Source organism: Vibrio sp. MEBiC08052 (assembly GCF_001506075.1).
In the GTDB taxonomy this organism is placed as follows: domain Bacteria; phylum Pseudomonadota; class Gammaproteobacteria; order Enterobacterales; family Vibrionaceae; genus Vibrio.
The window spans coordinates 40,718-61,596 of sequence record NZ_KQ947475.1 but is presented as its reverse complement, the minus strand read 5'-3'; the positions used below and the strand labels follow the sequence as shown (position 1 = coordinate 61,596).

Sequence of the window (20,879 nt, the reverse complement as noted above, 5' to 3'; positions counted from 1 at the left end):
ACCCTACTATTATTGATAGAAATAAAAATTAAATCAGCGTCCATAAGCTTCATCAATTGCGATTAACCACTGAATCTCGCACAACCAGATTGCCCTGAATACTTGATTTATTCTCTGACGGATGGCGCTCGAGAAAGTTATCGAGCTCTTTCATCAGTGCAGCAACCAATCGCTCAGACGGATAACTGATACACGTCAGCGCCGGGGTTAACTGCTTGGCCAGTGACGAATCTTCCAGTGACAGAATCGACACATCTTGTGGGGTAGACAGATTAAAATCCTGAAGCAGTTTCATCGCGACTGCGGCATGGCTGTCTTTCATCACTATCAGTGACGTGAAGGACGAATAACTGTTCAAAAGATTCAGCATCGCCAGCTCCGCACTTTCATCGGCGCTGACAATCAGTTGCCGGTTGATCGGAATCGACATATTCTGCATGGCGATTTTGTAACCCTCAAGCACTTGCTGAGACGCATAGTTCTGACCATCGAGCAAAATCGCGACTGATGCGTGCCCCTGACTGGAAAGATAGCGACAAGCACTCTCACAGGCAAAACGGTAGTCGTAACTGATAGAGCGGCAGTTGTCATGCACATAACTATCAACCGCAATCGTCTTGTCGAGAGCAGAAGCCGGAATATCACCACCGAAGGTGATAATGGCATCACACTGTCCATGCCCCCATGACTCCATCACTCGGTGATATTCGTCCGGTGTGTCGGCAAAACTGACCAACATCCGCTTATCTCTTTGCTTTAGTGCACTGCACAGCAATGGCAGAAAAGTGGACACCTGACCCGTATCCGAGCTCGTCAAAACGACACCGATGTAGTCAGATTTTTGGGTTGCAAGGCTCTGCGCCATAATATTGGGGCGATAGTTGAGCTCTTCCACCGCTCTGAGCACGGCTTCGCGGCTTTCTTGTTTCACTCCCCGGCTGCCACTCATCACGCGAGAAACCGTCGCTTTTGAGACATTTGCCAACCGAGAGACATCAGTGATAGTAACCATGACAATCCTATTTAACCAAGGTCAATCAAAGGGAACATCGAGAATGGAAAACGGTTCCCGTCTGTTTTCATTTTACCTTTGAAGACAGATTTAACAAGAGGACTGCACAATATTAACGCGAACAATCCGGTGATTTAATCACCGGATTGAACGTACTACTCGAATCAAGGCCAATCATTCACTGTGCAATCCGTCGATATACGTCGATCAATTCAACCACCAGTTCCTTGGCAAGCATCGATGTCATCAAATGGTCCTGCGCATGAACCATAATCAGCGTCATCGGTGTTTTCCCTTCTCCTTCATCCGCTTCAATCAGTTGCGTCTGCACGCGATGCGCAAGACTGGCAAACTCACTCGCCTGATGTAACAACATATCTGCCTGTTCAAAATCTCCGTTTTTAGCACTGCGCAGTGCTTCATAACAGAGACTCCGGGACTGTCCGGCATTGACAATAATTCCCATAACTTGTTCTTCTAAATCCATTCTCGACTCCTATTCACCGCGATTTTGCTACGGCACTTCAATCATCAAAACCATTTGCTTCAGACACCTGAGCGAACCATTCACCGCTTTTTTTCACGCTGCGTTGCTGCGTAGCCAGCTCGAGTCGGTAGAAACCATAGCGATTCTTATACGCGTTGCACCAAGACCAATTATCAATAAAGGTCCAGAGGTGATACCCGAAACACGCAGACCCTTCTTCGATGGCACGATGTATCCATTTCAGGTGTTCACGAATGAAGTCAATGCGATAGTCGTCTTGAATCTGTCCATCTTTGAGGAATTTTTCCTCACCTTCGACACCCATGCCGTTTTCTGAGATATAGCAAGGAATATTGCCGTAGTGTTGCCGTAGATTCGTCAGGATGTCATAAATGCCTTTTTCATAAATCTCCCAACCCCGATGTGGGTTCATTTTCCGGCCGGGCATTTCATAAGGCTCAAAAAACCATTCCGGGACAAAAGGCGCATTCGGATTTACAGCACTCAAACGGGCCTTTACTCGCCTTGGCTGATAGTAGTTAATCCCCAATAGGTCGATTTTACCTTTGGCAATCAGCTCACGATCTCCGTCATGGATATCAGGCAGTTGTCCATACTGCTTGAGTAAGGCAACGAGTTGCTGTGGATATTCTCCCCGGATCGCCGGATCGAGGAAGCTCCGGTTAAACATCAGATCACAAATATTGGCGGCTTCGAGATCCGCCTGATGTTGTGAACGCGGATAGGACGGCGTCAGGTTGAGCACAATCCCGATCTGCCCGTTCAGCTTCAGTTCGCGATACTTGCTCACGGCCATCGCATGAGCCAATACGGTATGATATGCCACGGTCGCTGCACGACGAAAATCCAATACATTCGGATAATGGAAATCGTACAAGTAGCCACCTTCAACCGGCACAATCGGTTCGTTAAACGTAAACCAGTGCTTGACCCGATCACCGAACAGGCGAAAACAGGTTTCTGCGTAATTGGCATATGCCTCTAACACGCGACGATTCTCAAAGCCACCCAGAGCCTGCATCTTCATCGGCATATCGAAATGGAACAGACAGATAAACGGCTCGATCCCTTGCTCTATCAGTGTGTCGATCACTTGATTATAAAAATCAACTGCTTCAGGATTGACGTCGCCAGTTCCCTCAGGGATCAGACGAGCCCATGATATTGAGGTCCGGAAACTGTTATGATTGATATCTTTCATCAATTGAATATCTGAACGGAAATGCTCATAAAACGTTGACGCATCTGTCGCAGAAACACCTTGATGAAAGCGATTCGGTTCAGATTTGTACCAGTGATCCCAGATATTTTCCCCTTTTCCGCCAGAAAAGGCCGCCCCTTCCGTCTGCGTGGCTGAGGCTGCACTTCCCCAATAGAAATGCTGCGGGAATTGATACTTCATATTCGTTCTCCATCAGCGGGCAGTATCTCTGCCCGCACTATCTATCTCTTATCTTGTTTCACCCAGCGATTAAACAGTAACGCCTTGTGGATGCTCGGCTTCTTTCTTCTTCGCTTCAGTCGCTTCTTTGTCTAATAGCTGTTTCTCATAAGCTTTAAGGAATGGCAGATACATCAGCGCAGCAGAACACATACACAGTAGAGAAAGAATCACCGGACTAACTGCCCAGTTGGCGGCCCATGACGCCCCGATTGGGCCCGGTGTTGTCCATGGTGTCAGCGATACCACTTTTGCAACGAGACCGAAGTCAACAGCAAACCACGCAAACACAGCATTAATCATCGGAACCAGTATGAATGGCAGGAAAAATACCGGGTTCATGATGATCGGTGCCCCGAACAAAATAGGTTCATTGATGTTAAAAAAGCCGGGAACAATGCCCATTTTCCCAATCGTTCTCAAATGAACCGCTTTTGATCTCAGCAGTAAAAATGCGAGTGGTAAGGTTGATCCCACCCCACCGATCAGCAAGTAGTGATCCCAGAAACCTTGTAGGAAAATATGAGGCAGTGCTTCACCTGCGGCCATCGCGACCTGGTTTTCAGACAAGTTAGTCATCCAGAATGGGTTCATAATCCCTGTCACGATTAACGCACCATGGATCCCTGCAAACCAGAGCAACTGACAAATAAAGACGGCAAGTAATACTGCGGCTAATGAGTCAGAAGCAGACACTAACGGTTGGAGTAATGTCATAATCGCTTGAGGTAAAATCATGCCGGTTTGTGCTTCAATCAATAAGTTGAATGGGTACAACGTCAAAATGATGAACAAAACAGGGATGAGGATTTCAAACGAGCGCGAAACCCCGGTTGGAACTTCCGGCGGAAGTTTAATCGTCACATGGTGACGTTTCAGAAAGGCGTACACTTCGGTCGCATAAATCGCAGTCAGGATTGCAGTAAAGATCCCCTGTCCTGACAGGTACTGCATCGATATCGAGCCATCTTTTAATGGCGCGGAAACCAGCAGGAATGCCATTAATGCCAACAGGCCGGTCGTCATCGGATCAAGCTCATGATGCTTGGCCAGACTGGAGCCAATCCCGACCGATATAAATACAGTCATGATCCCCATGCTCAGGTTGAAGGGTAACATGAGTTGCTCGCGATATTCGGAGGAAAAGTCCAGCCATACCCGGGCAAAACCCCATGTTGCATCCGCGGGAAAAGGTGGAAAGATAAACACTAGCATAAATGATCCGACAATCATGAACGGCAGTGCCGCAATAAAACCGTCCCTGATCGAGGTGAGATATTTCTGCTGACCAACTTTGACTGCTAGTGGTGTTAGTTTTTGTTCGATTGCATTGACCACATGGTCGTATAGAGTACTCATTTTGATGTCCTGTTCTTGGTTTTGCTCAAACGCACTCGCCTATCAGTTCTATTGCAAAATCAAGCACTTTATCTCCATTTTGCATCCCATAATCCATCATATTGATAGGCTCGACTCTGATACCGTATTTGTCGGCTTTCTTTTGTAGGTCTTGTTGCATGTACTTGACCTGAGGGCCCAGCAAAACCACTTGATAGTTGCCAACCTGATCACTGAACTCCGAGGTACCATATGCCTTTATCTCTACATCAATGCCACGCTCTTTTGCTACGGCTTCCATTTTCTTCACCAGCAACGAGGTTGACATTCCAGCAGAGCAACACAGCATGATCTTTTTCATAACCGATACTCCTGTTTCGATACTTTTGCTTCAACGATGCTTTCGCTTAAGCATTGATTCGTTTAGACACTTATTGATTTGTTTAGGCGATTATCTGTTTAGACATTAAGAGTATGCGCCCACGGATTACACTTGGAAACCGGTTTCCAAGTGTAATCCGTGGGAATGTGAATCGGATCATTAAAACAGTCACAAGCGAGTATGATTCTATGATCCATCAAACAAATTCATCGATTCATGGTTATGCAGATTGAGAGAAAGGCACTGATTTTGCCGAAATAAGAAGCGATATCACCGTATGAAGGTGTGATCTAATCTTTATTTATCAATAGCCGTTTATGGAAGAATAGCAGGTTGGAAAATCGGTTTCCAAAACCATTCATCAAGGACAAGGATCGCCATGAATCATTCCGTTACCAGACTGTTCGCGGACACACTTGATCATTACTTTTCACCGTATGCAAGGAAGTTAAGCCAAAGCCCTCACCTGATTGCGTTACGTGACGGTTTCCAGATCTCAATGCCTTTTGTCTTTATCGGTTGTATTTTTGTACCGCTGATTTTTCCGCTCACCGCCACTCTATCGATGGGAGAAGCTTCATCAATTGCGTTGTGGTGGGAATCGTTCAGTCGCAGCTTACAACCTGTGATTCTCCCCATGTACCAAATCACGCTGGGGCTGGTTGCTTTGATTGTCTCATTTGGTGTCTCCGCCAGTCTGGCAAAACAGTACCGTCTGCCGGAACGCTTATCCGGATTAACGGGGTGCCTCTCTTTTCTGATGCTGTCCGGTTTTTCAACACTCAGTACCCAAGAACTCTACTATTTGGGTGGCGGCGGAATTTTTACGGCGCTCGTTGCCGGTATCTATGCCGTTGAAATCATCAACCTGTTTATCAAAAAAGGCTGGTATATCCATATGCCTGATGACGTGCCACTGATTACCGCACAAGGGTTTAAATTGCTCATTCCGATCTTTGTCGTCTTCCTGACATTATCGTTATTTAATATCATTCTAAAGCACTATGCCGGTGTTCATTTCCCCCATCTGATTGAAACACTGTTCAAGCCACTCATTCTCGCCTCCGACAGTCTGGCAGCGGTAATTATTTCGATACTGGTTTGTCAGCTCTTGTGGTTCGTCGGAATCCACGGTTCGATCATTATCACCAGTATCATGAATCCTTTCTGGATGACCAATCTACTCGCCAATCAGGCAGCAATTGAAACTGGAGTTCAAATTCCACCCCATATTTATACCGCTTCATTCTGGGATTTTTTCCTCCTGATTGGTGGGGTTGGTTCAACATTACCACTGGTATATCTTGCATTGAAGAGCCGTTCCAACCATATGAAGTCGGTCGGTAAAGTCGCCTTATTACCTGCTATTTTTAATATTAACGAGCCGATTTTGTTCGGCTTTCCGATCATCATGAATCCGGTATTTATTCTCCCGTTCATTTTTGTCCCGATCTTGAATGCCACCATCGCCTGGTATCTGACTTCAATCGGGGTCATGGACCGCATCGTCATGATGCTTCCCTGGACCGTTCCCGCGCCACTCGGTGCCACATGGGCCGCAAATGGCAGTATCGTCAACGTATTAATGGTGTTGTTTGCGATCTTTAATGCCTATTGTTTATATCTACCCTTTTTTCGTGCACACGAAAAAATTATCCTCGCGCAGCAAGAACAAATGGCAGCCCCAAAGCATTAGTTCATCCAATGACCCGGTATCACCGACAGTGACCTGAGTGAGAAAGACCGACGGTTCTCCCCCTGAACCGCCGGCTTTCTGATGACATGCTTTTTTCTTATTAACTTCTATTTATGGCGCTGTTGTGGTGCAACAGCTTTCATTTATTGAACAAAAACAAAACAACCGATTTTGTGCCCTCCTTAGAAATGGAAATCAATCTGAGTACGGAATAGATGTCGATAGGCACCCGCGTCACTACCGCCGGAACGGAACCGTTCCTGAACAGAGTAGAAGTTTTCCCAGACAACATTTTTAAATAACACGTATTTCACCCCAAGAATGCCGCCTTTGGCATCACTGGGTAATGAACCCCATTCATCATCATGGGAATAGTCCCCATATCTTCTAAAATCGATATAGCGGAAATACAGCCCGTATGACCCCACTTGTGCTAAGTCAGTATCTTTATAGTCGATCCGATACTCTTGGCTGGTGTTATGATGTTCAGCATTCGTCATCGCAAACGCACCGCGAAGTAGAATGTCATCCGTCAGACGGTATTGCAGTTCAAATGCTCCCATCCGATCCATTTTCTGATCGTCATTTTTGTTGTCGTTGGTCGCAAAGGTCAGACTGGTCTGCAAATCATCGGTCAAACTACCTGTCAGGTTCGCACCGGCAATCGAAATATCAGAACTATTCGGCATTGTCACCAAATCACCCTGTCTCGGTCTCAGCCAAAATGCTTTGGCATTCCATCCCGGCAAGACATCATAATCAAGCTGAACCCCGTCTGCCGCATGACCAAACGGAACCGCCTGAAATCCGTAGCCCCACCATTTCGTTCCCAATGTCACACCAACACCACCGGGGCGTCCTTCAACCCAAATCCGCTGTAATGTCCCATCCTGATCACTACTGCCGTTATCCCCTTTACGCCATGATTGCGTGACGGTATAGCCTTTACGGGTCTCAATCTGGAAGTTCGCACTCCAGTCTTCCGAGACTTTCATCTTGCCTTCTAAATCCATATAGAAATGCTTGTTATTGGCACCGGAACCAATCGGCTCACGATCATCGTGATCGTATTTTGCTCTGAAGAAACCAAAAATATGTACCCGGTCCATCATCGCTTTCAGAGAGGCAATCGAGTCACTGTCCATCGACTCTTCGTAATCCATTCTTTCTTGTTTCAGCTTTTGCAGTTCACTCTGATATTGCTGATGCAATTGTTCGAGTTGTTGGATTTGGGTGTCCAGCGCTGCTTTATCCACTGCGGCAGCAACTGAACTGACTGACCAGCAGGCTGCCAGCATCACTGGGAGTATCTTCAGTCCCATCTGTTTTTTCCTATCCATAGTTTTCTCGTCTTTATTTTATCTACCGTTTCAGACCATCCTCCCGAAATTGAAACCATGACCCGTTGAAACCAAAGGTTCATCACGCTCAGTTCTCACCATCATCGATAGATTCGGCAACGTTTCAAAATATGGAAACAGCCATAACCAACGACCTCATGTCAAGAATCACAGCATTTTTTCGAGAGCTCAGTTATTGTTCAAAGCCAGTCTAATTCCATAAACAACAATAGATTGTGGTGTCCAGCACGATTTTTCAGATTGAGGGCAAATATTGGAAACCGGTTTCCAATATTGTTATGAATGTCACTTTTTTATCTCAGCAGAATGCTGGGACATTATGGATTCGAATAGATGAAGAGGGATGCAAAATAAATCATCAAGTGGTTGTTATCGTTATAACTATATGCAATAGAATTGATAAATGTGAGTCAGTATGGAAAACAGACATATTGTATAGAAAGTAGACATGATTTTTATAGACACTTGAACATAAAGCCGTTTTTATCCATTTGAGCACTTGCTCAAGTTACTTAATTCTTAGACCTATGGATAAATCATGATTAAAAAATATTTCATCTACTTCGCTAGTGTATGTCTGTCTTTCAGTGCTATTGCTAAAACGGGTGTCTTTCCGAGACAAGATTTTGACCAACTAAGTTATGGGTTGTACTGGTTTGGCGCTAATGACCAATATCAGAAAGGTGGTCAAAATACACGTAATGGCAGCACCTATTATGACCCATCCAGACCGACACTGATTCTGATTCACGGCTGGCAATCCAACCATACCATCGAACAAAACCGGACGGTCTACTGGGAGAATGGCGGGGGAACGCCTGATATCGATTTCGCCAACCTCTGGCGTGCCGAAGGTTACAATGTTGCCATGTTGTATTGGGATCAGTTTGCGGATGAATCCGAGGTCAAAGATGCTGAAGCGAAAATCTGGTCAGCCAATGGACCTAAAAAAATGCGCTGGCGTGACAGTCGCGGCAACTACCATACCGGCCCGACACAAAATGTCACCGATATACTGCTACAACAATATATCAGTGCCATGCAAGGATATCGGGGCAATGATATTCGCCTTGCCGGACACAGTTTAGGCAATCAGGTCGCCCTCCGGCTTGCCGACCGGCTGGCAACGCTGGCTGACCGGGGTCAGATTGCCAACAATCTGGTGCCGCAACGCATATCACTGCTGGATGCGTTCTACTCCAACTACAGTAAAGATTATTTGAATGGCCGCTGGGTCGGTGAAGCAGCCCGGGAAGCGGTCAGCCGTCTGAAATTCAGAGGTATCGCCATCGACTCTTATCGGACTTCAGCAGTCACATCGACACCATTTATCGGAGATGAGAATCGGGCGTTGCATAACTCAGTCGCTTTTATAGAACAACAGACTCAATTCTTCAATCAAACACAGCAGTCTGAAAAACATAATGCTGCAATCTGGTTATATCTCTGGTCGATTATTTATCCGATACCTGCCGTGATAGATAATAATCTACCGGGTATCTCTGCCTCGGCAAGCAACGCACAAGTCCGACGCTGGATGACGACCACCGATCACTTACAACAAGTTTCGGGGGGCGATACCAAAAATCCGCAGGATAATAGCTACGAAACCGATGGTGCCCTGTGAATTAAATTGGGATAAATTGTGAATTGATAGCGGATCGTGGAATGAATGAGATTTACAGCCCTTTGGTCAACATACGGGCAAGAAAATCGGTGATTTCCCGATCCTCTGTTGGATTCAGAGTTTCAAGCCATAAGGCACCGGCATAGTGTTCCGCTTTTAGAAAAAGTCGTGTCCCTTCAAAATCAATCAACCAAGTGTGGATATCGGCATCACACTGTTTCTCGATAATCGACGCGGGCAGCAATTCAATCAATCGGGCACCTAGACGAGGAAATGAATCGAAATCAAAGTTTTGTGTCTCCAGTACGATCACACCGGAATCCATCAAATACTCACGCAGGGAAAACTCAGCCATGATAAGTCAAATGCTCCTGAATCAAATCCAAAAACGGATCGGCATATTTTTCCAGTTTTCTTTGTCCGACACCACTCACCGCCAACATCTCACCATACGATGTCGGTAAAATATCGGCCATATCGATCAACGTTGCATCACTGAACACTACATAAGGTGGAATCTCTTCTTCATCCGCAATTGATTTTCTGAGTTTGCGTAGTTTGGCAAACAACTGCCGATCATAGGTTTTGCTGCTCAACTTCTCCGCTTTGGATGCTTTCACTGCTGTATCCAAACGTGGGACCGCCAGTTCCAGAGCAACTTCTCCCCGCAGCAACGGCCGTGCTTCTTCAGTCAACTGCAAGGTTGAATTCCGGGTAATATTCTGTTGTAACAACCCTTTATGAATCAACTGACGGAAAATACTGACCCAATAGTCATGGCTGTGTTCCCGGCCAATGCCGTAGGTACTTAACTGATCATGGCTATTTTCACGAATCCGTATATTCTGCATCCCACGCAGCACTTCCACCACGTAGCCAATTCCGAAATTTTGCTTCACCCGATAAACGCAAGACAGGGCTTTCTGAGCTTCTTTGGTCGCATCGAACATCTTGGGGGGATCCAGACAAATATCACAGTTGCCACAAGGCTTCTCACGATATTCACCGAAATAATTGAGCAGCACCTGACGACGGCAAGTTTGCGCCTCGGCAAAAGCACTCATGGCATTAAGCTTATGACTTTCAACTTGTTTTTGCGGACCATCGACTTTTTCATCCAAAATACGACGTAACCAGCTCATGTCAGCCGGATCATAGAGCATCACCGCTTCTGCCGGTAAGCCATCTCGCCCCGCGCGGCCGGTTTCCTGATAATAAGATTCGATATTGCGAGGGATATCAAAGTGCATGACAAAGCGGACATTCGACTTATTGATCCCCATGCCGAACGCTACGGTCGCGACGACAATCTGGACATCATCGCGCTGAAATGCTTCCTGAACATAATTTCGTTCATCGACATCCATGCCGGCATGGTATCCCGCAGCCCGAAAATGGCTCTGACACAACTTTTCAGTCACCATTTCAACCTTTTTCCGGCTGCCGCAATAAATAATGCCGCATTGGCCTTGCTGGGTGCCTAAAAAGCGAATGACTTGAGAAACCGGTTTATGTTTTTCCAGCAGCGCGTAACGGATATTCGGCCGGTCAAAACTACCAAGATAGATATGAGGGGTATTTAAATGCAGCCGGTTTTGGATATCCTGCCGTGTCGATTCATCGGCAGTTGCCGTCAGAGCGATAACCGGCACTTGAGGAAAAGCCTGTTTCAATTGCCCCAACGCAGCATATTCCGGACGGAAATCGTGTCCCCACTGGGAAATACAATGTGCTTCATCCACCGCAATCATCGCAACCTGAATCTGGCGTAGCCGTTCGATAAAATCGGCCATTAATACCCGTTCCGGTGAGACATACACCAACTTCAACGTGCCGGCATTCATCCGCTGATAAGTCTCGATCAGCGCCTCTTTACTCATACTCGAATTAATACAGGCCGCAGCAACCCCGTTGGCAACCAATTGATCCACCTGATCCTTCATCAGTGAGATCAACGGAGAAATCACCAGCGTAATACCATCAAACATGATCGCCGGAATTTGGTAACACAATGATTTTCCGCCCCCGGTCGGCATAATGACCAGACTATCCTGCCCGGCAAGTACCGCATCAATCACATCCTTTTGACCCAGCCGAAACGTCTGATAACCGAAGATGGTATGCAGCACAGATTCTGGACTGGTTGAAGCGTGGTCGTCTTGTTCGGCAATCAATGCAGCGGTCATGAAATACTCGATATGATGGGTTTCGCAGAAGAATGGTCATACACAGCGGCTATTGTAGTGGGGTTAGATACGGAATAAAACCATAAATTATACGACTCTTCTCGCGAAAACGAGCGGAACAAATCAATACATATGATTCACTCACGTGGTGTATACTGCATCTCTTATCACAATATCATCATGTTTTATTAAGAATAAAATAACTTCAGCGGAACAACTATGAACGATGAACAGCAAGCGCGACAAGGAGTGCTCTTTGCTCTGGCCGCTTACCTAATGTGGGGTATTGCACCCGTTTATTTCAAAATGCTCGAACATATCAACCCGGTAGAAATTATCTGTCACCGGATTCTCTGGTCTTTCCTGCTGCTGACTGTTCTGCTGCATTTCGGCAAGCAATGGCCGATGATCCGCAATCTGCTGTCAGACCGACGCAAAATCTATTATCTGATTGCAACATCCGTGTTGATTGGCGGTAACTGGCTGATTTTTATCTGGGCGATTAATAATCATCACCTGCTCGATGCCAGTCTCGGCTATTACATCAATCCATTACTCAATGTGATTTTGGGGATGGTGTTTCTCAATGAGCGGCTACGAATACTACAATGGATAGCGGTTGCACTTGCCACAATTGGCGTGGTGATTCAGCTCATACTGTTCGGCTCGCTCCCTGTGATTGCCATTGCGCTTGCCAGTACCTTCGGGATTTACGGGCTACTGCGCAAAAAAGTCATGGTCAGTGCGTTGAATGGTTTGTTCATTGAGACATTGATTTTAGTTCCGGTGGCGCTGATATATTTGTTTGGTTTTGCCAACTCCGCGACCAGTCATCTGGCCGATAATTCACTCCAGCTCAATGGGTTACTCGCAATGGCAGGCGTGGTTACGACACTACCGCTACTCTGTTTTGCCGGTGCCGCGACCCGCATGAAACTTTCGACCCTCGGTTTCTTTCAGTATATCGGCCCGAGCATGATGTTTATTCTGGCCACTATTTTTTATGGCGAACCGTTTAGTCCCGATAAAGCGACAACATTTTTATTCATCTGGGGTGCCTTAATCCTCTTCAGCTATGATGGGATTCGTAATCATCGCAAACGCCCTGTCGTTGTGATAGAAAAATAATTAATAATTATTTGGGACGAAAGCAGAAAATTGACGAACTATGCGGTGTCATTTTCTCCGTCCCCGGTCTGATGAGCAGTTATCACGCATTTACGTCACTGACATCGCTGTGACGTTTTAAGCCGGGTGATGCAAAAACGAGTCACCCGATACAAATCACGTTAAGCCTCTGGATTTATAAGACATGAAATGTCATTCTAAGTGTTGCATAAATGTTAATGCAACATGGAGGTTTCCCCGGTGAAAATAAAAACATTACTCATACTCTCAGGGTTGTTCACCACCCTAAACATTCACGCTGCACAGGTTGCTGATTCTGTCGCACCAGAAATCAACACCGGTCATAATGTCAAAACACTGACTCATGCCAAACAGTGGATGGTCACAGCGGCAAACCCACTCGCAGCCAAAACAGGCGCAGATATCCTTCGTCAGGGCGGTAATGCCATCGATGCGATGGTCGCGGTGCAACTGATGCTCGGTTTAGTCGAGCCCCAATCGTCAGGTATCGGTGGGGGAGCATTCATGGTGTACTGGGATCAGAAAAAACAGCATCTCACGACGTTTGATGCCAGAGAAACAGCGCCTGTGCAGGCCACGCCTGAACTGTTTTTGGATGAGCAAGGACAGCCACTCCAATTTTACGATGCGGTTGTCGGTGGCCGTTCTGTCGGTACTCCCGGCACTGTAAAACTGCTTTGGGAAACCCATCAAAAATATGGCAAGCTACCTTGGAAAAAACTCTTTGCCCCAGCCATTGAACAGGCGCAGCAAGGGTTTCGTATTAGTCCGCGTCTCGCCAAACAAATTGCCGATGATACTCAGCGTCTGAGTCGGTATTCAGGAACGCGCGATTACTTTTTTGACACTCAAGGGAATCCGAAACCCGCCGGTACGCTGCTCAAAAATCCGCAATACGCCCAAACATTAACGCTGATCGCCAACGGTGGTGCTGATGCGTTCTATCGCGGAGACATCGCCAAAGATATCGTGAAAACCGTTCGCAATGCACCCGGTAATCCCGGGGTTTTGTCACAAACAGACTTTAACAATTATACCATTAAAGAGCGCCAGCCCGTTTGTGCCGGCTATCAGGGATATGATGTCTGCGGCATGGGGCCACCCAGTTCAGGGGCACTCACCGTCGGACAAATTCTCTCCATGGCGCAACACTTTGATCTGAAGAAGTGGGGGCCCGATAGTGAGAAATCATGGCAGGTGCTCGCTGATGCTTCACGCTTAGCCTTTGCTGACCGCGGGAAGTTCATGGCAGATGAAGACTTTGTGCCGATGCCGACTCAGGGACTTGTGGATCCAGACTACCTTGCCGAGCGCGCGCAACTCATTCAGCCCGGTAAACCACTGACTGATGTTTCAGCCGGTAGCCCACCGTGGCAACACGCCATGCAACTCGGTACGGATCAGGCCATCGAACTCCCCTGTACCAGTCATTTTAATATTGTTGACCGGGAAGGGAATGTCGTATCGATAACGACCACCATTGAAAATGGGTTCGGTTCCCGCCTGATGGTGCGGGGATTTTTGCTCAACAATGAACTCACGGATTTCTCATTCAAATCCCATGACGGGGATGCCCCCGTCGCAAACCGCGTCGAACCGGGTAAGCGCCCTCGTTCCTCAATGGCACCAACGATTGTGCTAAAAGATGGTCAGCCTTATCTGGCGATTGGTTCTCCCGGTGGCAGCCGCATTATCGGCTACGTCGCTCAGGCACTGATCGCACATCTGACTTGGGGACAAGATATCCAACAAGCTTTAAATATGCCCCATATTGTTGATCGTTTCGGCCCCGTCGATCTTGAACAAGGCACCCGAGCAGAACAACTCAAACCAGCACTGGAAAAGATAGGCTATGAGGTGAATGTTCGCGATCTGAACTCCGGACTTCATGCGATTCGCCTCACGAAAGACGGTCTGGAAGGCGCTGCCGATCCACGGCGAGAAGGAATCGCGATCGGAGAATAAAATGTAACCAGTAGCATAGCTAATTGGCTCGCTCGATTGTAAGAGATCTCTTACAAATGAGTGAGCCAATAGAGATTCAGACTGACGACATTTTCACAAATATCACATTAACTTATTGAATAATATTGAAATGTATATTTATCAATCAGCTGTTCATCCAAATTCTGTGACCCCATAAGATTGCCGAATACGGACAGAAACGTAATATATAACTTGTCAGCAGGGAGTTGACGAAGGGAACATCGAAAGGAATTGATTCGTTGACAGGATGGTCACGAACAGGGAACGATGGACACACTCAGGAAGAGTAAGATACATCAGGATGATGTGGGAACCGTTCAGGGATGACCGTGCTAACAGGATGGTTAGCAGACGAGGACGTCGAGGACACCGCTAGGAAGGCGATGGAAGGATCGGCTGAAGGATTCAGCAGACTGATCATGGATTAGATGCAGGACGCACTTATCGTAGCAGGATGGCTGCAAGCAAAGAACAGAACCCCGGTGGGCAATTGCTCCCGGGGTTTTTCTTATGCTCCCTTGAAAGTGAATCTAACCGCGCTAATGTAAGACTCGCTCTCTCAAGATTTGAGACAGATCGATAGTGAATATCACCCGCGGTGGTGGCTTGGGTAACTGATTGTCAATAGAAAATACTTTTCCTCCCGGGAAATGAGGGAAAGTCATTGCTGCCGGCCAGTGATGCGTCGTATGCATTCCTTGTAGATATCCGGACTCAGCGATTGAAAACTTGATTGATGAGCAACGATGCATAGCATTTACCTCACGATGACCAACAATAAGCTCACGAAGAGCACTGAATCATTTTTTGGGTATCAAAGCTTGTTCTGCTGTGCGCCGGTATCGGTTCTCCGGGCGTGGCAAACCGCTTCGACACCCTCCGTTTCTGAATATGGGGTCAAAACAGATTACTTCCAAGAGAGAAAAAGGATAAAAAATAATCGACTCACGCATGCTGCGCGGCTGAGAATGAGGGGATAATGCAAGATTCGTTAAAATTACAATCGCTTAAATGTAATCATAAATAGCTCATCCGTCTCTGGGTAGACGTCTCGTATCAATGCTTTCAGTTGCGGTAATGGCAGATGTTCCTGCCGGGCGTGGAATTGGTTGATCTCATCAAACCGGAGCGGCTCAACCGCAATAATTTCAATATCACACACCTTTTGATGGGTCTCCAGAGTGAACACCTCGACTTGGGAGCCGACCACATAATGACTCTCGGCTCGATCTCTAATGGTAATCGTTTTCAGCCCTTCTGCCACAAAAGGCGTCAGAAACTCAAAAAACGTTATTTGGGTTGAAATCGGATGCATCTGCGATACCTAATGTAAAATGACTATAAAGCTTCCAGCTTCGCATAGGCCGTCACCAGCCATTTGATGCCTTCACCGTTAAACGCAACCTGAACCCGACTTTGTGACCCTGCCCCTTCAAAATTAATAATGGTGCCTTCACCGAATTTCGGATGTTTGACCCGGCTCCCCAGACTAAAGCCAGTTTCGTTGAAGCTTTCTTTGACCACTTTCTGGCTAAATCGCCCGGTACTGGTCGGGCGGCTGACTTGTGCTTTCATTCGCACTTCATCGAGGCATCCTTCCGGCAGTTCGCGAATAAAACGAGACGGTTTGTGATATTTATCCTGCCCATACAGACGCCGCATTTCCGCATAAGTAATGTAGAGTTTTTTCATCGCCCGGGTCATACCGACGTAGCAGAGACGACGCTCTTCTTCCAGCCTGCCGGCTTCTTCTGCCGACATCAGACTCGGGAACATCCCCTCTTCGACACCGACCATAAACACCAGAGGAAATTCCAAACCTTTGGCACTGTGCAGCGTCATCAGCTGCACGGCATCATCAAATTCATCGGCCTGTCCTTCTCCGGATTCCAGTGCAGCATGGGTCAGAAATGCCGTCAGCATGGTCATTTCTTCGGCTTCTTCCGGCTTCTCAAATTGACGAGTCGCAGTCACCAACTCTTCCAAGTTTTCCAAGCGGGCTTTCGACTTTTCCCCTTTCTCTTGTTCATACATTGCGTACAAACCAGAGGCTTTAATCACATGGTCAGTCTGACGATGCAGTGGCATTTCAAATGTGTCGTCTTCCAGCGCATTGATGAGTTCGACAAAGCGGCTCATCGCACCACCGGCACGACCCACCAGCACTTTTTCTTCCAGCAGCTGAACACACGCCTGCCACATGGTACAGCCACGCTCACGGGCAGCAAAACGCACGGTTTCCAGCGTTTTATCGCCCAGTCCGCGTGTCGGTGTATTGACCACACGCTCAAACGCAGCATCATCATTGCGGTTTGACATCAGACGTAAATAGCACAATGCATCTTTAATTTCTTGTCGTTCGAAGAATCGCATCCCACCGTAGATCCGATAGGGCAGACCGGCCTGAATCAAGGCCTCTTCCAACACCCGTGACTGAGCGTTGTTCCGGTAGAGCAAGGCGGTATCCTGCAATGCGCCGCCTTCGTCCTGCCATACTTTAATCTTGTTCACCACAAAACGGGCTTCATCCAGCTCGTTATAAGCTGAGTACACCGAAATGGATTCGCCCTTCTGACCTTCTGTCCACAGGTTTTTTCCCATCCGTTCGGTGTTATTGGCAATCAGCGTATTCGCTGCTTCCAGAATAGTTTGGGTGGAACGATAATTCTGCTCCAGCCGGATCGTTTTGACCGCCTGAAATTCCTGAGCAAACTTCTCGATATTTTCAACCTTGGCTCCCCGCCAGCCATAAATAGACTGGTCATCGTCACCGACAATCATCACATGACAATCGGGGCCGGCCATCAGCCGCAGCCAAGCGTACTGAATATTGTTGGTATCCTGAAACTCATCCACCAGAATATATTTAAAGCGAGCCTGATAATGTTCGCGGATAAACTGATTCTCTCGCAATAACTCCTGCGTTCTGAGCAAAATTTCCGCGAAATCCACCAAGCCGGCACGGTCACAAGCTTCCTGATAGGCCTGATATAATCGCAGATAAGTCGTAGTCACCGGATCATGATAGGTATCGATATGCTGTGGCCGAATCCCCTCATCTTTCTTGCCGTTAATCCACCAGCAAACCTGACGAGCCGGCCACTGTTTTTCATCCAGATTCTGCGCTTTGACCAGACGGCGCATTAAACGCAACTGGTCTTCAGAATCGATAATCTGAAAATCTTCCGGTAATTTGGCGTCAAGGTAGTGGGCACGCAAAATACGGTGACAGATACCGTGGAAAGTCCCATTCCACATTCCCGAAGCGCTGCCCATCATCAGCGCTTCAATCCGGCCGCGCATCTCGGCAGCAGCCTTATTGGTGAATGTCACAGACATAATCGAAAACGGTGAAGCTTGTTCAACGGTCATCAGCCAGGCAATTCGGTGGACCAAGACCCGGGTTTTACCACTCCCAGCACCGGCCAGTACCAGCAAATTCTGCAAAGGGGCTGCAACAGCTTCCCGCTGTTTATCATTTAAACCGTCGATTAAGAGAGAGGGATCCATCATGGTGACATCACTGGCTATTTATACATGGGTGACGATTATAACCATAAATGGCCATCAAATGCTCGCCTGTCTTTGTGATCTTTGTACTATCACACCGCTTTCTTTCATTATTGATATTGGCATCAATACATCATACAAACGTCACATTTGATTCATATATCAATGCTAATTTGCTGAATCTAAAATAAAAATAGTTACAGTGTCGTTGGTTTTAACATAACGCATACCCTCTCTTTTCCTGACACAATATTCCTAGGTTGTGGGGGTTCGTGCGGCTTGAAAAAATTGTTTAATTGAGAGTAAGGATACTTCCTATGATAAATCATAAAGTACATACCCGATGTCTGACATTGTCAGTCATCACGCTGGCTTTGGCCGCATGTAACCACTCCGATAAGACTTATACCAATCCGGGAATTCCAATGGGAAAACCGGGCAGTTTGCTTATCAGCGAACCGGTATTAACCGGGACAAATATTGCAGTTGTGGATGGTGATATCCCAACCACCAACGACACAAAAAATACGGTTGCCTTCGACCCGGATTCAAACCCGATTATTCAGATCTTAAGTGGATTTGATAATATCTGGTACGCTGGTGATGATACTTGGGCTAATAATGGCTCGAATACGCTGAACGCAGTCAATGGCAACAGCGGAGTTGCAGGAGGGGGCTCAACCAGTACGACACTGGCGATTCCATTTAACTTTTCAAATGATGTCATCCGCGACATGACCGTCTGGAAAGAAAACTTTGATTATGTCACGACACTCACGCGTTCCGGTCAGTCAGCACCAGATGTTGACCGCAACGATAAAGCGGCCATGGTCTTCGCCTATTTGGATGACCAACGGGATAAAGGTTTCAGTCTCAACGATGGTTTGGGCCCGCTCACCGACGACTATCGCTCCGGTGCCAATTCCCACTCATCCTATGGAACAGACAGCAACAACGATGTGACTCTCACCGATAACAGCAACAATGTGACCACTGTCGATGTAACTTCAGCCACTTATAACAAAAGCCTGAATGAAAAGATTGCCAGCCATATACAAACCGGATACGGCACCACCACGGACGGTGGTAATGCAACACAACTCAGTAATGTGGTGGATTTACTCAATGCAATCGCCTCCCACGGAGCATCCAGCCAAGCGCCAAAATATCATTTTGCCTCTCCTCGTCCGTGGCGCATCAGCAAAAATAACTACGATGTGGCTTCATTCAACGACGCATCCGCATCGATTTACAGCCAAATCAATGATTTAACCCAATTAGAACGCGTCACCTGCCTCAATCCGGACGGGACAGCAGACACAGACAAGTACTACGAACGTCCGGCAAATCCAATTGTCACGCCGATGCGTGGCCTGATTTGTGCGGCCCGGACCACCTACCGTGAAAAAAGTGGCGGTGGCTACAGCGAAGGCTATGATTTCAATGGTTCTCCGCTGGAAACCAAGACGTTTTCAAGCCGGGCAAAAGATGGGGCTTTCCCGAGTGGTCATACGGCTGAAGCATTTGACCGCGGCTTAGGCTACGCTTACGCGATTCCGGAGCGTTTTGCTGAAATGGTTGCCCGTGCAGGAGATCTCGGGCAAAACCGAATTGTGGCCGGAATGCACTCCCCGTTGGATGTTATCGGGGGACGTATCATGGCAACGGCAATTACAGCTGCCACGCTGACCGATCCCAATAATGCAACGACGGCCAGCAATGCTTACAGTCAGGCCAACAGCTACTTTATGACCAAAGCAACAGCAGCGGGTTACGATAGTATTTATGACTACGCCCACTGTACGACTGATGCAGAAAAACCATGTAGTAAAACGGATCGGTATGCCGATCATGCCGCAATGAAAGCGCGCTACAAAGCTTATATGACCTACGGTTTCAGCCCTCTCAACGAGCCGAAACTCGCCCCTGAAGTGCCGAAAGGTGCAGAAGCCTTACTGGCAACCCGACTTCCTTATCTGGATGACAATCAGCGTCGTGCCGTTCTGGCAACGACAGAAATCGATTCAAATTATCCGGTGATTAATAAATCTCGCGGATGGGGACGTCTGAACCTGGTTGATGCAGCTGACGGTTATGGCGCTTTCGATGTCAATACAACGGTATTCATGGATAGTGCAAAAGGTGGATTTAATGCCGAAGATCACTGGTGGAATGATATTTCAGGTGCAGGCCGGCTGACCAAATCAGGCACGGGCGCTTTATATCTGGAAGGTCACAATACCTATCAAGGCGGAACCCTTGTCAATGGGGGCTTTTTGGTCGGAAAATCTGCTACGGCATTTGGTTCTAATACCTTATACCAACAGGGTGGTACCGTCGGGGTTTCAATCAAAGCGGGCGCTGCAGATCGTTCTCAGGGAATGCTGACCGTCTCTGACTTCGTTCAGACCGCCGGTAAGCTAGAGCTTGATTTGAACAACAACGCCCGTCTGAATGCATCCAATGGTATTTACCTGATCGGAACGTCCAATCAGCTCACTCTGAATGTCCCCACCCTGAAAACAGCCACGACCTATACCGTACTGTCATCCAATCATCTGGAAGGTATCTTTCAGACGGTGACAGCCACCGATAATAATGGAAAGGCTTATAAAGTGAGCATCGATTATTCAAGTACCGGAGCAACGGTTACAGTTTCACCACAAGCTTAATGATTTACACC

The 20,879-nt window shown here is 47.2% G+C and carries 16 protein-coding genes; 5 read left to right on the top strand and 11 right to left on the bottom strand.

Annotated elements, in window-relative coordinates; genetic code table 11:
* Nucleotides 1-52: 52 nt before the first annotated feature.
* The 5 genes from VRK_RS00245 to VRK_RS00225 form a co-directional block, all read right to left on the bottom strand.
* Nucleotides 53-1,012 (bottom strand): LacI family DNA-binding transcriptional regulator, encoded by a 960-nt coding sequence (locus tag VRK_RS00245; RefSeq protein ID WP_059119567.1) that lies wholly within the window; start codon nt 1,010-1,012, stop codon nt 53-55.
* 178 nt (nt 1,013-1,190) lie between these two features.
* Nucleotides 1,191-1,499 carry a PTS lactose/cellobiose transporter subunit IIA gene (locus VRK_RS00240; RefSeq protein ID WP_059119566.1) on the bottom strand — a complete coding sequence of 103 codons (309 nt, stop codon included), beginning with the start codon at nt 1,497-1,499 and terminating at the stop codon, nt 1,191-1,193.
* 37 nt (nt 1,500-1,536) lie between these two features.
* On the bottom strand, nt 1,537-2,922 hold the full coding sequence (locus VRK_RS00235; RefSeq protein WP_059119565.1) for a glycoside hydrolase family 1 protein: 1,386 nt from the start codon (nt 2,920-2,922) through the stop codon (nt 1,537-1,539).
* Between the two features lie 69 nt (nt 2,923-2,991).
* Complete coding sequence (locus tag VRK_RS00230) at nt 2,992-4,320, bottom strand: PTS sugar transporter subunit IIC (protein ID WP_059119564.1); 1,329 nt, start codon at nt 4,318-4,320, stop codon at nt 2,992-2,994.
* Between the two features lie 25 nt (nt 4,321-4,345).
* A complete protein-coding gene (locus VRK_RS00225; protein WP_059119563.1) occupies nt 4,346-4,660 on the bottom strand; it encodes a PTS sugar transporter subunit IIB in 315 nt (104 codons plus the stop codon).
* A 400-nt stretch (nt 4,661-5,060) separates the two neighbouring features.
* Here VRK_RS00225 and VRK_RS00220 point away from each other — a divergent pair, with 400 nt between their 5' ends.
* Nucleotides 5,061-6,377, top strand: coding sequence for a PTS sugar transporter subunit IIC (locus VRK_RS00220; protein WP_059119562.1), 1,317 nt, complete (start codon nt 5,061-5,063; stop codon nt 6,375-6,377).
* A 182-nt stretch (nt 6,378-6,559) separates the two neighbouring features.
* Here VRK_RS00220 and VRK_RS00215 read toward each other — a convergent pair whose 3' ends face one another.
* Nucleotides 6,560-7,717 carry a hypothetical protein gene (locus VRK_RS00215; RefSeq protein ID WP_157371817.1) on the bottom strand — a complete coding sequence of 386 codons (1,158 nt, stop codon included), beginning with the start codon at nt 7,715-7,717 and terminating at the stop codon, nt 6,560-6,562.
* A 559-nt stretch (nt 7,718-8,276) separates the two neighbouring features.
* Between VRK_RS00215 and VRK_RS00210 the strand changes: the two genes are divergently transcribed.
* Nucleotides 8,277-9,365 carry a hypothetical protein gene (locus VRK_RS00210; protein ID WP_059119560.1) on the top strand — a complete coding sequence of 363 codons (1,089 nt, stop codon included), beginning with the start codon at nt 8,277-8,279 and terminating at the stop codon, nt 9,363-9,365.
* A 52-nt stretch (nt 9,366-9,417) separates the two neighbouring features.
* Here VRK_RS00210 and VRK_RS00205 read toward each other — a convergent pair whose 3' ends face one another.
* Both VRK_RS00205 and recQ read right to left on the bottom strand, forming a co-directional pair.
* A complete protein-coding gene (locus VRK_RS00205) occupies nt 9,418-9,720 on the bottom strand; it encodes a DUF3630 family protein (RefSeq protein ID WP_059119559.1) in 303 nt (100 codons plus the stop codon).
* Complete coding sequence (recQ, locus tag VRK_RS00200; protein WP_059119558.1) at nt 9,713-11,551, bottom strand: ATP-dependent DNA helicase RecQ; 1,839 nt, start codon at nt 11,549-11,551, stop codon at nt 9,713-9,715. Before recQ ends, VRK_RS00205 begins: the two co-directional genes overlap by 8 nt.
* Before the next feature lie 219 nt (nt 11,552-11,770).
* Between recQ and rarD the strand changes: the two genes are divergently transcribed.
* Both rarD and ggt read left to right on the top strand, forming a co-directional pair.
* Nucleotides 11,771-12,679: an EamA family transporter RarD gene (gene rarD, locus VRK_RS00195; RefSeq protein WP_059119557.1), complete on the top strand. Its 909-nt coding sequence runs from the start codon at nt 11,771-11,773 to the stop codon at nt 12,677-12,679.
* Between the two features lie 225 nt (nt 12,680-12,904).
* Nucleotides 12,905-14,665: a gamma-glutamyltransferase gene (gene ggt / locus VRK_RS00190; protein WP_059119556.1), complete on the top strand. Its 1,761-nt coding sequence runs from the start codon at nt 12,905-12,907 to the stop codon at nt 14,663-14,665.
* Nucleotides 14,666-15,225: 560 nt separating this feature from the next.
* On the opposite strand, the gene VRK_RS20790 is transcribed toward ggt, so the two are convergent.
* The 3 genes from VRK_RS20790 to uvrD form a co-directional block, all read right to left on the bottom strand.
* Entirely contained in the window at nt 15,226-15,438 is a 213-nt protein-coding gene (locus VRK_RS20790; RefSeq protein ID WP_157371816.1) for a hypothetical protein, read from the bottom strand.
* Between the two features lie 245 nt (nt 15,439-15,683).
* On the bottom strand, nt 15,684-16,001 hold the full coding sequence (gene yqfB, locus VRK_RS00185) for a N(4)-acetylcytidine aminohydrolase (RefSeq protein ID WP_059119555.1): 318 nt from the start codon (nt 15,999-16,001) through the stop codon (nt 15,684-15,686).
* Nucleotides 16,002-16,024: 23 nt separating this feature from the next.
* Nucleotides 16,025-18,199, bottom strand: a complete 2,175-nt coding sequence (uvrD, locus tag VRK_RS00180) for a DNA helicase II (protein WP_059119554.1) — start codon at nt 18,197-18,199, stop codon at nt 16,025-16,027.
* A 314-nt stretch (nt 18,200-18,513) separates the two neighbouring features.
* Here uvrD and VRK_RS21545 point away from each other — a divergent pair, with 314 nt between their 5' ends.
* On the top strand, nt 18,514-20,868 hold the full coding sequence (locus VRK_RS21545) for a phosphatase PAP2 family protein (RefSeq protein WP_059119553.1): 2,355 nt from the start codon (nt 18,514-18,516) through the stop codon (nt 20,866-20,868).
* Nucleotides 20,869-20,879 lie beyond the last annotated feature (11 nt).